General features: G+C 43.9%; 12 protein-coding genes. 2 read left to right on the top strand and 10 right to left on the bottom strand.

What is annotated here, in order from left to right:
• Window positions 1-28: 28 nt before the first annotated feature.
• The 3 genes from AC6F33_RS02840 to AC6F33_RS02830 form a co-directional block, all read right to left on the bottom strand.
• The gene (locus AC6F33_RS02840; protein WP_480948271.1) at window positions 29-670 is read right to left on the bottom strand and encodes a sugar transferase; all 642 of its coding nucleotides are present in this window, start codon (window positions 668-670) and stop codon (window positions 29-31) included.
• 74 nt (window positions 671-744) lie between these two features.
• Complete coding sequence (galU, locus tag AC6F33_RS02835; RefSeq protein WP_500777686.1) at window positions 745-1,626, bottom strand: UTP--glucose-1-phosphate uridylyltransferase GalU; 882 nt, start codon at window positions 1,624-1,626, stop codon at window positions 745-747.
• A 426-nt stretch (window positions 1,627-2,052) separates the two neighbouring features.
• Window positions 2,053-2,301 (bottom strand): hypothetical protein, encoded by a 249-nt coding sequence (locus AC6F33_RS02830; protein ID WP_480947921.1) that lies wholly within the window; start codon window positions 2,299-2,301, stop codon window positions 2,053-2,055.
• Window positions 2,302-2,699: 398 nt separating this feature from the next.
• Between AC6F33_RS02830 and AC6F33_RS02825 the strand changes: the two genes are divergently transcribed.
• Window positions 2,700-3,359 (top strand): potassium channel family protein, encoded by a 660-nt coding sequence (locus AC6F33_RS02825; protein WP_304654791.1) that lies wholly within the window; start codon window positions 2,700-2,702, stop codon window positions 3,357-3,359.
• A 47-nt stretch (window positions 3,360-3,406) separates the two neighbouring features.
• On the top strand, window positions 3,407-4,756 hold the full coding sequence (locus tag AC6F33_RS02820; protein WP_500778130.1) for a TrkH family potassium uptake protein: 1,350 nt from the start codon (window positions 3,407-3,409) through the stop codon (window positions 4,754-4,756).
• 1,481 nt (window positions 4,757-6,237) lie between these two features.
• Here the strand turns inward: AC6F33_RS02820 and AC6F33_RS02815 are convergent.
• From AC6F33_RS02815 to AC6F33_RS02785, 7 genes are all read right to left on the bottom strand, one after another.
• Window positions 6,238-8,898, bottom strand: a complete 2,661-nt coding sequence (locus tag AC6F33_RS02815) for a YhgE/Pip family protein (protein WP_500777685.1) — start codon at window positions 8,896-8,898, stop codon at window positions 6,238-6,240.
• Window positions 8,899-8,924: 26 nt separating this feature from the next.
• Window positions 8,925-9,398 carry an Rrf2 family transcriptional regulator gene (locus AC6F33_RS02810; protein WP_500777684.1) on the bottom strand — a complete coding sequence of 158 codons (474 nt, stop codon included), beginning with the start codon at window positions 9,396-9,398 and terminating at the stop codon, window positions 8,925-8,927.
• A 196-nt stretch (window positions 9,399-9,594) separates the two neighbouring features.
• A complete protein-coding gene (locus tag AC6F33_RS02805) occupies window positions 9,595-9,768 on the bottom strand; it encodes a hypothetical protein (RefSeq protein ID WP_500777683.1) in 174 nt (57 codons plus the stop codon).
• A 270-nt stretch (window positions 9,769-10,038) separates the two neighbouring features.
• A complete protein-coding gene (locus AC6F33_RS02800; protein WP_500777682.1) occupies window positions 10,039-11,067 on the bottom strand; it encodes a hypothetical protein in 1,029 nt (342 codons plus the stop codon).
• 148 nt (window positions 11,068-11,215) lie between these two features.
• Entirely contained in the window at window positions 11,216-11,422 is a 207-nt protein-coding gene (locus AC6F33_RS02795; protein WP_500777681.1) for a hypothetical protein, read from the bottom strand.
• Window positions 11,419-12,051 (bottom strand): RloB family protein, encoded by a 633-nt coding sequence (locus AC6F33_RS02790; protein ID WP_255747290.1) that lies wholly within the window; start codon window positions 12,049-12,051, stop codon window positions 11,419-11,421. Before AC6F33_RS02790 ends, AC6F33_RS02795 begins: the two co-directional genes overlap by 4 nt.
• Window positions 12,048-13,322: an AAA family ATPase gene (locus AC6F33_RS02785; RefSeq protein ID WP_500777680.1), complete on the bottom strand. Its 1,275-nt coding sequence runs from the start codon at window positions 13,320-13,322 to the stop codon at window positions 12,048-12,050. Before AC6F33_RS02785 ends, AC6F33_RS02790 begins: the two co-directional genes overlap by 4 nt.
• Window positions 13,323-13,406 lie beyond the last annotated feature (84 nt).

Genomic DNA, 13,406 nt, shown 5'->3' with positions numbered 1-13,406 from the left:
CAATTTATAAAGATAGACCAAGCGTTTATCAATAAGCACCTTTTTTGCTAATTACAGACACTACCGTTTTAAAAATTATTTTAAAATCTAGTCTCACCGACTTATTACGGACGTAAAACAACTCAACATTACAACGTTCAGGATATTCGATATCGCTTCGTCCACAAGCTGCCCAATACCCTGTAAGTCCTGGTTTAGCAGATAGGAAGAGGTCTTGTTTCTCTCCATATTCTTTCAGTTCTTCAGAGACAACAGGTCTTGGCCCCACTAAGCTCATTTCCCCTTTTAATACATTAATAAATTGAGGGAGCTCATCAAGGCTCGTTTTTCTTAAGAGACGTCCTATTCTAGTAATTCTAGGATCTTCTTCAGGTTCAAGTTTGTAATTATTGTCAACATACTTTTTATACAACAGTTTATTAGATCTCAGTAACTCTTCTGCGTTAACCACCATTGAGCGAAATTTATAAATATGAAATGTTTTGCCATTTTGCCCGACTCTTTCTTGTTTAAAGAATATAGGACCTTTGTTTTCGCCAAAGAGATATAACAAAGAAATAAACAAAAAGACCGGTGAACTTAGTACAAGACCAACGACTGCACCAAACAGATCCAGCGCTCTTTTAAAGAAAAGATAGGATGTACTGTCATTTCCGAGGTTACGTGTCATAACGGTACGCTGGGTTTCTTCAATGTAGCGTGCGTTGATTTCTGATTTTGGCATAGCCATCGTCTTATCCTCCATCATTCGAGTGGTAGTTTGTTGTCATGAAGAATTTTTTCGATGCCCTTCAAAACATCCTTCTGGATCGTTTTGTCCTGAAGTGCCATCTCGATATTCGTCAATACAAAGCCCAGAGTTTCTCCAACATCAAAACGTTTGCCTTCGAATTGATACGCATAAACACCTTGCAGCTCGTTCAGCTTTTGAATGGCGTCGGTCAACTGAATTTCTCCGCCTGCTCCGATTTCCTTCTTATCGAGGAAGTCAAAGATCTCCGGAGTCAGCACATAGCGACCAATAATCGCCATATTGGAAGGTGGATTGCTTTCCGGCTTTTCAACGAACTTGCGTACATCGAATAAGCGGCCATCCTGTGCCTTCGGATCAATAATGCCGTAACGGTGTGTCTGATTTTCAGGAACTTCCTTGACGCCAATGCAAGAACAGCCGGTCTTCTCATATTGATCCATCAGTTGCTTGATGCACGGTGTCTCCGCCTGAACAATGTCATCGCCGAGAAGAACTGCGAACGGTTCGTCACCAATAAACTTGCGGGCACACCAAACGGCGTGACCCAAGCCTTGCGGCGACTTTTGACGGATGTAATGAATGTCAATTCGGGATGGTTCACGCACTTTCTCAAGTAAATCTAATTTATTTTTTTGAATCAAATTCTGTTCCAATTCGTATGCAATATCAAAGTGATCTTCGATTGCACGTTTACCTTTACCGGTAACGATAATAATGTCTTCAATACCTGCTTGAACGGCTTCCTCAACAATATACTGGATTGTCGGCTTATTGACAATGGGAAGCATTTCCTTTGGTAATGCCTTTGTTGCCGGCAAGAAGCGTGTACCTAACCCTGCGGCCGGAATGACCGCTTTTCTGACCTTTTTCATCAAAAACCCCCCTGAAAAGTGGAGACATAGTCTGTTGTTTGTCGTGAAAGCTCTGGGATGTTGTCTCGCTAAGTAATGAGGACATTCTATGTTATCTCTATTAAAATTAAATTAATGGAATGGTTCAAGAACTCAAGATTCTCTCATTATACACTATTCATATGCGCCGTGAAGCTAAAACTCGACATTTTTTGTCTCGTCAAGCTACAAGCATTATAGCATATTTAATCTTATTGAAAAGAGGCAGATTTGGGAAGAAAGTCACGGGAGTTGATTCTAAAGGCTTTTATTACATATTGTTGCTCTCTATTTACGATTTGTTTACAAGTTTGTTTCAAAGTATTGTGCTGAAAATGTCCCATTGTGTCACTGGCTTGCACTTGTTAAGCTATTTTCTGCTGAAAATGACTTCATCCAATTTTGATTTTATTCCTCGGATGTGACGTAATACACTTCCTCTTCACGGTGCCAGAACGGTCGTGTCGTCTTGCTATACACACGGTAATTTCCGTAAAGCAATGAGTCGAAGTCAATGAGTTTCAGAGCGTACTTCTCATTGAACTGTTCTGCTGCCTGCTCAATGCTTTCGGCTTGTATCGTTGCTATCGGTTTGTTATATGCGTCAGAGATTGTCCTCTTGTCATCGGATTCGTGATAAAACGTGTATACGGCCATTATTGTTCGCTCCTTTATTCTGCAATTGAATGTATGATTCTTTTCTCGCTTTCTCTGTGGAATTCCTTGTAGGCTCGTACACTCGATTAGTTGGGAATCTTGTCAACCCAAGTCATTTCTTGAGACAGATTCTCCGTCGTGTGCGAGCGAATAATGGATGAGACGTGCGGTATTACGGTCTGTGTCCTTTGTCCTGTTTTTGCCATAATCTCGAATTTTGTCGGAAAGTATTTCGTCATTTCGATTTCACTTAAGGTTTTCGCCGTACTCGCCATGATCTTGGGCTATTTGACAATGATCGTTCTTTCAAATAAAGTAAATGTGACTTTCATGAATTTTTCGGATTATTTTCAGGGTACTTGGACTCTTTTTTGCACATCCTTTAATAAAGGAAGATTATGATGAACAAACAATTTGCCGTCATCGGTCTTGGTCAGCTGGGATCAAGCGTCAGCATTGAGTTGAGCAATATGGGCTGCGAGGTCCTGGCAATCGATATTGATTTGGATAAAGTGAATGATTACTCGGATGTCGTGACGCAGGCGGTTCAGGCGGATTCGACCGACGAGAAGGTGCTGCAGGCGCTCGGAATTCGCAATTTCGATCATGTGATCGTTGCAATCGGGCGCAACATTCAGGCGAGCATCCTGACAACGCTGCTGCTGAAGGAATCAGGCGTGAAGGAGATTTGGGCGAAGGCTCAGAATGACTATCACGAGAAGATTCTGAGGAAGCTCGGCGCAGACAAGATCATTCGTCCGGAGGTTGAAATCGGCTACCGAATCGCGCATCTGGCAACCGCGAATAAGATTCTTGATTACATAGAGTTGTCGAAGGACTACAGCATTATTGAAATTGAAGTGACGGATCGGCTGATTGGGAAGTCGATCATGGAAATTGATGTGCGCGCGAATTACGGATGCAACGTAATCGCGATCCGTCGCAACCGCGCGGTCGTTGTCCGCAATATTGGTGAATTGAAGCTTGAGCGCGACGATGTGCTGCTGATTATCGGAAAAAGTGAGGATCTGGAGCGATTTGAGAAAGAGGGCGTCTGAGCTTTTTTTCGGACTCTCCTCCTATTTAAGGCAAGGAGTTTGATATGATGCAATCGACGAAGAAAATACTTTCCGCACTTGACCTCAAGCCCTTCAGATTCAGCCCGCCGCTCTTTCTGTCCATTTTGCTGTTTGTCATTATCGTCATTGGGACTCTGCTTCTAAAGCTGCCGATTTCCACAAGGCATCCGATTTCGTGGCTGGATGCCTTATTTTTATCGACATCCGCTTCGACGGTTACCGGTTTGTCTCCTTTTGAGACCGGTCAGACGTTTACCTTTTTCGGACAGATTGTTCTGATGCTGCTGATTCAGATCGGCGGTATCGGCGTTATGGCCTTTGCCGTATTTTTCGTTATTTTACTGGGCAAGAAGGTTTCGATTCGGCAGAGGCAGTTGATGCAGGAGGCGCTGAATGTTCCGTCGATTGGCGGCGTAATTCGGCTGGTCAGCTGGATTTTAATTTTTTCGTTTGCGATTGAGCTGATTGGGACCTTCTTTCTCGCGTTTCGATTTGTGCCTGAATTCGGCTGGAGCAAGGGGCTTTATTATGGTCTCTTCCACTCGATCAGTGGGTTCAACCAAGCCGGTTTTTCGCTTTTTCCCGGCAGCATGAGTCAATATCTTGGCGATCCAATTGTAAATTTGACAATGGTTATGATGATTACGCTCGGTGGGATCGGCTTCACAGTGCTTGCCGAGCTGCTGTCCACGCACCGCTATCATAAGCTCTCGCTTCATGCTCAGGTCATGATCACCGGGACTTTGATTATTAATGCGGTGGCTGTACTGGCGATTTTCATTATTGAGTATACGAATCCGAATACGTTAGGTCCGCTCAGTCTAGGCGATAAATTCTGGGCGGCATTCTTTCAAGGTATATCGCCGCGAACCGCCGGTCTGACGACGATTGATCCGGCCGGATTGAGCCAAGCATCTCTGCTGCTCACCATGCTGATGATGTTCATTGGCGCGGGCAGTACGTCGACGAGCGGCGGCATCAAACTGACGACGTTTATGATTATCATCGCGCAGGTGTTCACCTTCTTGAAAGGGCGACGCGAGGTTGTGATCAACAAGCGCACTGTGAACCATCAGGTCATTGTGCGGGCGGTGTCGATCATTTCGATTTCGGTGATTGTCGTCTTGCTCGCCGTGTTCCTGCTGTGTCTGTCGGAGAATCAACCATTTGTTGTGATTTTATTTGAAGTCATTTCGGCGTTCGGTACCGCCGGCGAATCGATCGGAGCTACCGCTCACTTCACCGCATTCGGCAAGGTTGTGATCATGTGCGTCATGTTCTTCGGTAAGGTCGGTCCGCTGACGTTGGCGTTCTCCGTGACGAAGCGTTCGCATGTGGATATTCGGTATCCGGATGGGGAAATTTATACGGGGTAAGGGAAAACCGCGAGACCTTGATGTGGAGTCGCGGCTTTTTGATTGGGAGAAGTTCTATGAATAGAGTTAAGCCGCGGCTCGGGTGTTGGGTCGCGGTTTTTTGTGCGTGGATTTGGGTTGGGCTGTAGTTCGTGCGTGGAGCTGGAGGTTTCGTGCATTGGATTTCTGTTTTCGTGCATTGGGTCACTATTTTCGTGCATAGAACTTGGGCAAGGGATGGAGTTTGTGCATAGCGCTCTGATTTTCGTGCATTGGATCACTTTTTTCGTGCATAGGCTCTGTGTGTTCGTGCATAGGATTAGCTCAAGCTCGAGTTCGTGCATGGAGCTAGGGGTTTCGTGCATTGGACTTTGATTTTCGTGCATTGAATTATGATTTTCATGCATTGAACTTGGCCCGGGCTTGAGTTCGTGCATAGCGCTCTGATTTTCGTGCATAGGATTACCTTTTTCGTGCATTGAATCTGTGTGTTCATGCGTAGACTTGGCTCGAACTTGAGTTTGTGCATAGGAATCGGGGTTTCGTGCGTGGGGCATTAATTTTCGTGCATTGGATCACTGTTTTCGTGCATAGGATTAGCTCAAGCTCGAGTTCGTGCATGGAGCTAGGGGTTTCGTGCATTGAATCACTGTTTTCGTGCATAGGATTACCTTTTTCGTGCATTGAATCTGTGTGTTCATGCATAGACCTGGCTTGAACTTGAGTTTGTGCATAGGAATCGGGGTTTCGTGCGTGGGGCATTGACTTTCGTGCATTGGATTACCTTTTTCGTGCATTGATTTGGGCTTTTCGTGCATAGGATTGGATCATAAAGGAAGCTGCGAGACACTGATTTGGATCTAACGGGTTCGGTTGTGAGGTACCAAACAGTAAATAACAGTACCATAATAAGAGGCTCTCCCAAAAGTCTCTTGTTATGGTACTATTTATTGAAAAGCAATTTTTGGGGTGTTACTATTACGAAAAAAAAATTTAAAATACTAGTGGTCATAACGATTTTATTGATCTGTTATTTTTTATTCGTTAAACCTGAAGTTGTTTTCGAAGAGCAATGTCCTGATAAGCCATATAGCTTAGAGATCGTGAGATATGGTACGGGAATTCTGGATATGAAGATCGCTTTTATACATTACAAAATGAATGGTGAAACTGTTGCCACTAAACGACTGGCTTTTTTTAGTAAATTGGGTAGAAATTTTGATGCAGTATGGGATACTTCTACCGACGATTCTACTCGATGGATTGACAAGAGCGTTCATCTAACTATGACCTACGCCAAAAATTTTCAAGGCGACTTGGGCACTAAAAATGTTGATTTCGATTATAACAGTGTAAAACACTAAAACGGCTTGGAGTTTTCCTCCAAGCCGTTTTTAATGAATTTTATTAGGTTATTAATTAGGTTTCTGTCCCTCTCAACCGAACCCATTCATTTGGGTCCACGACTTTTTTCAAAATCCTCTCTGGACTTCTACCTCGTCTTAGTCGCTTACCGCACTTGTATCTGCACTGACGTCGGCCTTTGCCATGCCTCTTCGTTTGATTTCGAAGAAGCCGATGATTAACGCATTGAAGACGACGATTAATCCAACGAGCACCGCGATATCGGTTACGATGCTGCCGCCGATTGAGATCGTTTGCCGCAGGGCATGAACGGTATAGGTCATCGGCAAGTATGGATGAATGGCTTCAAAGAAACCGTTGGTGAGCTGAATCGGATAGGTTCCGCCTGAGCCGCCCAGCTGCAAAACGAGCAGGATGAGCATGAGGAACGCACCGATTCGATCCAGCAGAAGATTGAACAGATTGACAATGGCCATGAATGCCAAGGCGGTCAGAATCAGCACGCCGAGTGTCTGGAATGAGTCAATCGGATTGAGCCCGACGGTGATGATCAGCAGAATATACATGAGTACGGCCTGCAGAATGCCGATCACGCCTAATACGGACATCTTGCTCGCCCACCAGGAAATACTGTTTTTCGGATATTTACTTGGCTTGTATTGATCATAGAGCAGGTTCAGTACAACCGCTCCGATGAATAGACCAATGGACATCATATATGGGGCCATGCCGGTTCCGTTATTCGGTACATTGGCCGCCTCTATGTGCTTGTTGGTTACCGGCGCGGCCATCATTTGATAGGTCTTATTGTCCGGACTAACGCTGGTAATCTTATTTCCGCCTTTTCCAAGCTTATCGGCCAGCGTTTGATTCCCGGTCGCAATTTTCGTCAACCCACTTCCGAGCTTACCCGAACCGTCCGCCAGTTGGCCAGCACCTTGATGAATCTGATCCGCACCGCTGCTGAGTTTCTGGACACCACTGGTTAAGGCGGAACCGTTGGAAGCGAGCTGGTGTGTGCCGCTGGTTAACTCGCTGCTTCCGGTGGCCAGCTGCTGCACACCCTTGGACAATTGCGGCAGTTTTCCATTCAGTGTCTGAATACCGGTATTCAGCTGTGACGCGCCTGTCCGCAGATCCGTACCTTTGTCGGCCAGTGCCTGTGTTCCTTCAGAGACCTTGCGGCTGCCGGTTTGCAACTGAGTCACGCCGCTGCTCAGTGAAGGCAGCTGGCTGTTCATTTGATTTAAGCCGGTTGCTAAAGCGCCTGCCCCTTGATTCAACTGGCTGTTCGAATCCGCGAGTTTGCTTGCGCCTGATGCCAGGGTACTGCTTGATTCGGCCAATTTTGAAACGCCGGTCTGAAATGCAGGCAGCTGCTTGTTCGCCGCCTGGACTTGCGTGTTGGCTTGCTGCAAGCCAGTGTTCAGATTTTGCGCACCGGATTGTAACTGTGAAATTGCTGTGCCCATTTGCTGGTTTTGGATCTTAAGATCATCTAATTGCTGCGCCAAACTTGCGAGCGTTTTTTTCAATTCTGCTTTGGTATTCGGATCTTGAACAGTATCAATGGTTCCTGCAAGTGTGTTCATTGTGTTTTGCAAGTCTTCCATTTTTTTATTATTATCACTACTGTTCACTTGTTTGTTTAACGTGGTCAGTCCTGAACTCAATTGATCGCTGCCATTGCTCAGCTGCTGCAGTCCGTCGCCTAACTTTTGCGAGTTGGAGACAATGCCGGGCACTTGGCTATTCAACTGCTGCATGCCACCGCTAAGTGCTGCGGTTCCGTCCTTGAGCTGGGTCACGCCGTTCGTATAGGTGGATAGGCCAGTGGTTAATTGATTGGAACCATTGCTGAGCTTGCTCACGCCGGTCTGGAGCGGAGCAACATTTGCGGCGAGAGTGTTCAATCCTGAATTGAGCTGCGCGGTTCCGTTATTCACCTGTCCGACGCCTTGAACATAGGTACCGATTCCGCTACTTAACTGACTTGAACCGCTGCCCAGCTTGTTGACACCTTGGCTGAGCGGACCAACGTTTCCGGCGAGCGATTGGATCCCGTTGTTCAGCTTCGTCGCTCCTTGATCGACTTGGTCGATACCTGCAACGTACTTACCAATTCCTTTGTTCATGGTCTGAACGCCGTTCGAGAAGGTGAGTGAGCTGTTTTTCAGCTTCTCCAGTCCGCTTGTCAGTTTCTTGTTGGCTTCAGTCGCTTGATGCGTGCCTGAAACCAGCTTCTTATTCCCCTTGGCGGCCTCATTCATTCCTTTCCCAGCTTCAGCGAGTTCCTTAAACACGGTCCGTGCATAGGTTTCGGCAACCTCTGCCGACACTTTGTCTTTCAATCGGACCACTGCCGATTCCGAGAATTTGGAACCGATGAAATTGTTGCCGGCATTTGTTTTATAGTTGATCTGCATTTTTTTCGGATTCTTATTCAGCAGCGTGGTCGCATGATCCGAGAAGTTCTTGGGGATCGTCACGATCATGTAATAATCGCCGTTTGCCAATCCTTTTTCAGCTTTTTCCTTACTGACAAAATGAAAATCCAGTGATTTCGACTTCTTCATATTTTTGACCATCTCGTCACCAATGGCCAGATTACTGCCCATGTAGCTGACCTTTGTATCGTGGTTGACAACCGCTACGGGCAGGTCGTTCATTTTCCCATAGGAGTCCCACAATGAAGCAAGAAAAATGAGTCCGTACAAGGTTGGAATGGTCATGATGCCGCATAAGATGACAAGAATCATTTTATTGCCGAATATTTTCTTCCATTCACTTCGTATCATCGATGTATTGTTCTTCCTTTCTTAGATCAGTTGACTTCGCGAGCTATGCTTTCCCAGTCAAATGATTTCTTTTCATAGTCATGACTCGTCAGAACATCATCCAGTGAAAAATGGTTCAATTTTTCCTTGAAAAGCCTTTCCGCATCATAGAAGATGTTCAGTACTTCGTTTTCCTTCTTAATCACCGAGTCATTGGTGAAAAACACATGTTCAGCGAGATGTGATGAGTGAATGGCACTCTCTTTGCCCTCAATGGCTTCAAATATATCCAGCATGGTCATTTCAGATGAGGGTTTTGCGAGTGAAAAGCCGCCTTCCTTGCTTGCTGAGGATTCGACAAGACCGGCGACGACCAGCTTGCGAACCATTTTCTTCAAGTATGAATCGGAAACCTGCAGCCGCTGACTGAGCACGAAGCTCTTCAGCGGTTTTTGGTCCACCTGTGTCGCAAGCATCGCAAGGATACAAATCGCCTGTTCCACACCGCTTTTCATTTTCATGTCTGCTTCCCCCTCTCTATGGATCGTTCTTTACTTAGCTATTTTATATCCATAGATACATTTTGTCCATAGATAACTATTATCCAAGGGTTATTTTTTCAGTTTTTCTCGTCATTAGTGAAAAAAATATGTATGTAAAAAAGCAGCGCCATTGTGCGGGCGGCACAAGAACGCTGCTTTTGATCATGATTGAACTTTACTGCTGCTGCTCCATTTTCTTTAATTTTTGTTGAATTTGTTTGACATCACTTACGAGCGTTGCAATGATTTCCGGATTTTGACGATTCTCATGTATTTTATTTTTCAGCCTATTCACATCATCGTGTAAATCATAAATTAATGTGACTAATTTTTCTATGTTCTGATCCAATCCATGCTGCCTCCTTCTTTAAGCCAATCCATAAGATAGATGATGATGCTTAAGAAATGCTTAAAAAAGGAATAAAAAGAGATTTTTCCCAGATTAATTTTGAGTTTTCCTGGATACATGCGGCGCTCGGGCTCGTTTCTCTATTTATGAGCCTTTTTCACCTGATTAATTTTGAGATTTTCCGGAAAGAATAAGCCACCAAACCAAGGTACGATTTGGTGGCTTTACGAACTGATGAATGATAGTGAGTGTTGCGCAGTAGGTCCGCTTCTACCCGCCTCTTCTCAGGCTGAGCACATGCTTACCTTCAGGGATGGACGTGTCTTTCGGTTTGATTGAATAGTGAATGTCATAGTAGACTTTGTTATCTTTTAATTGGAACGTCGCGATTCCGCCTTTGTTATGAAAGCTGTCGACGAAGTGAAATTGTCCTCTGCCCTTGAGATCGATCGGGACCAAATGCTTCATTGTTGCCGGAGCCTGCATATTGCCAAGGATGTTCTCTATTGAAATTTTCACGACGTTATAGACCGGCATGTCAATCGTTACGATTTGTATGGGTTCGGTTGGACCATGATCAGTAAATTGATCTTTATAGTATTCGTTAAAGTTCTTCTTTGTATTGGACCAGATTCCATTATATCCGGTGCCGGAATCGTTGGTTGACGTTGTACTGTTATCACTGCTCGGCCGCGTGCCGTTTGATGCGGCTTTGCTGTTTTTGGTCTCCACTTTTTTGAATACGCCTGAGTAATGCTTATTAAAACGCGCGTAATACTGAGCCCACGCTGTATCTTTGCTGTAAGCCTTATTTCCGGAGACAATTAACGTCTTTTTGTCTTTCGATAAGGTCATGGTCTGTGTCACTAATCCGGCTGCTTGGCCGCCGTCTCCAATCAGCGGTGCTTTCTGCAAGATGATTTGGTTGCCTTTGGTCGTCAGCTCATTACTCCAGGCGACTTGCCCGTAACTGTCCATACCTTCATTGTACAAAATGCGGTCCGGTCGGATAGTTATGGAATGAAGCGGATCGTTCGTGGATGTCCAATACCCGCTATAGGGTTGCTTCTTGACAGTATTCGAATCCATTTTTGCCCCTTGACCGGATGAAGACGAGGCGGTTCCTCTATTTGCGGATGGGGTTGACGGTGCTTCATTCTTCGCATGTTTGCTTGTTTCTGAACTTTTCACATGTGTTTGCTTGGATTTGTGATCGCTTTTTTCTGAATCCGCTCCGCCACAGGCAGCCAACAACACGAGCAGGCATAGGGACACGAGCGTACCCGCTGTTTTTTTCATTGGATCTCCCCTCATTTTTATCGTTTACGAGCATTATAAACTGCAGTATGCCTTTTCGTATACTCTGAATGTCCGACCATGACAAAGTTAAGGCTGACCGCGCAAAAAAGGCAAACGTCCGGTTATAGACATTTGCCTTTTGGTTTCTTTATTTCCCCGGCTTGATCACTTGTCCCATTGGCTTGTGGACGATTTCGCCGTTCTTCATAACGGTTTCGCCGCGGACAATGGTTTCGACTGGAACGCCTTTGACGCGCCAGCCGTCATAGGCGGTGACTTTGCTCTTGCTGTGCAAGTCGGCTGCTTTGATCGTCGCTTCCTTGTTCATGTCGACGATCGTGATGTCGGCCTTCAATGAACTTTTAGCTTATATTGATTTAACACCTTGACCAGTTCGTGTACGGTTGTCGAAGGATTATCTTCGCATGGATTACTAGGTGAGTAACAAGCAAGCAACCTTTCCGCATTCCTTATTGCATATTGTTGATCACCTTTTTCCAATAATAGTTGATATATGGTAGGATCATTTTTCTTATAAGGGCAATCAAGATATTCGTTTAACTTTTTAATGTAGTCTTGTCTCATGATTCCAGAGTTGAGGTATTCAAAATGCAAAACATACCATAGCTCAAATGCCTCATTGGAATATGCTGAATGAAAATTTTTCAGTTGTCTTGTTGTAATTATTGCATTGTTAAACCGTTCTGCCGGAAATTCATCTCGATCAAAAACGCACCAAATTTGATCATAGTTTTTTCCAAGCTTGTGCTGTTCCAAAACGATTTCTTTTGCTCGTTCAACTACGGTCATAGGATCTGCTCCTGCACCATCGACATCTACATTGGTTAACTTGAAACCTCTGAAATAATTTGGTTCTGTTTGCTTACTTTCACAGACAATGAGAATCAAATTTTTTATTTGGCCACGTTGCCCGAATTTACGGCGAAAGTCTTTTGTTTCTCTTCTTCTTCTCGCACGATTCATTTAATTTTCCCTTCCTTATCGGAGAAATCAAATGAACCTATATAAGGAATGGATCCATACTTACCGTGTAAATAATCTTTTTCATAACTTGCATCTTTTCTGACGTTGTAGTCAGATAAGGCATATAAGTCAGTTGCTCCATATTCGTCCTTTTCGGTAAACCAAAGCTGATCTCTTCTGAAAAATTCCTTGCTTAATAAATTCGTGTCATGAGAGTTAAAAATCAGCTGTGCATTTTTTTTATTGAACTCATTTGAATGAAATAAACGAATAATAAATCGTGTTAAAAGCGGATGCAGTTTTGCATCAAGTTCGTCAACAACAAGAATTCTGCCATGGTTTAGTGTATCGATAATTGGTCCCAATAAGGAAATGACTTTCTTTGTTCCCTCCGACTCATTGACCGCCATGCGAAACTTCTCTAGACCTACGAACTGATTATTTCCATCATATTTTTTATGCAGAGTACTGACGCTATGATGTGTTGGCAATTGATCAGTATTGGCAGGTGAAGATAGTCTTTTTATTATTTCATACATTTCATTAGGGATCGGTTCGTCTTCAACAATGAGATCCTCAATACCTAAATCCAGTCTATTAATAAGTATCATTAATTCTTTCTTAGAAGATGCGTCCTGAATTTTTTTCATTGTATAGCTGGCGGTCATGTTGTTTAATCCATCTAAAACGCGCAAATTTTTAAACCAATAGAGGATACCTGTTGCTTGTTCACCATTTAGATTAGCCACTACCGATAAAAATAGCGCATTGCTTCTTGTCCTTTTTTCTAGCCCTTCACCTTCCTGAAAATCTTTCGTTACTGTTATTTCTCCATTCTCACGATAAAAAAGTTCTTTCTCTTTTCCACCTAAATTGGCAATGTATAGCCATTCGTTTTTTACTTCTTTGCGGTCTGCCTGGAAACCATAACGGTACTGTTTTCCTTGATGAACAAATACAATTTCAAATAAACTTGGTTTATCTGCATTTACCGTATTCAGCTTAAAACTGTCAATTCCGCCAATTTCTTCTCCAATTTGTCCCTCTTTCGAAGATGACTGAACAAATCCCCTCATAAACGCAATTGCCTTGATCAGATTGCTTTTACCACTTGAGTTCGCTCCGTAAATAACGGCAGTTTTTAGAAGCTTCATGTTCGGTAACTTTATTAAATGAGTATCTTTATGTTCCGTTATTCTAGAGGCTACCATGCTCAATGTCACTTCATCCCTGAAGGATAGAAAATTACCAACACTGAATTGCAGGATCATACAGCACACCTCAACCTTCGAATTATTCTCGATTTATATTCCTATTATATACATTATGCAGAAATAAAACACGTATATTGAGAT

This window comes from Sporolactobacillus sp. BBK16-2, from assembly GCF_059878335.1.
The sequence above is the reverse complement of the archived record's forward strand: the minus strand, read 5'-3'. Positions and strand labels throughout refer to the sequence as shown.

Bases quoted from the DNA above. Each gene is read 5' to 3' on its own strand.
- AC6F33_RS02830 (WP_480947921.1), bottom strand. From the start codon at position 2,301: ATGGCCGTATACACGTTTTATCACGAATCCGATGACAAGAGGACAATC.
- AC6F33_RS02810 (WP_500777684.1), bottom strand. From the start codon at position 9,398: ATGAAAATGAAAAGCGGTGTGGAACAGGCGATTTGTATCCTTGCGATG.
- AC6F33_RS02825 (WP_304654791.1), top strand. From the start codon at position 2,700: ATGATGAACAAACAATTTGCCGTCATCGGTCTTGGTCAGCTGGGATCA.
- AC6F33_RS02820 (WP_500778130.1), top strand. From the start codon at position 3,407: ATGCAATCGACGAAGAAAATACTTTCCGCACTTGACCTCAAGCCCTTC.
- AC6F33_RS02840 (WP_480948271.1), bottom strand. From the start codon at position 670: ATGACACGTAACCTCGGAAATGACAGTACATCCTATCTTTTCTTTAAA.
- AC6F33_RS02815 (WP_500777685.1), bottom strand. From the start codon at position 8,898: ATGATACGAAGTGAATGGAAGAAAATATTCGGCAATAAAATGATTCTT.
- AC6F33_RS02800 (WP_500777682.1), bottom strand. From the start codon at position 11,067: ATGAAAAAAACAGCGGGTACGCTCGTGTCCCTATGCCTGCTCGTGTTG.
- galU (WP_500777686.1), bottom strand. From the start codon at position 1,626: ATGAAAAAGGTCAGAAAAGCGGTCATTCCGGCCGCAGGGTTAGGTACA.
- AC6F33_RS02785 (WP_500777680.1), bottom strand. From the start codon at position 13,322: ATGATCCTGCAATTCAGTGTTGGTAATTTTCTATCCTTCAGGGATGAA.
- AC6F33_RS02790 (WP_255747290.1), bottom strand. From the start codon at position 12,051: ATGAATCGTGCGAGAAGAAGAAGAGAAACAAAAGACTTTCGCCGTAAA.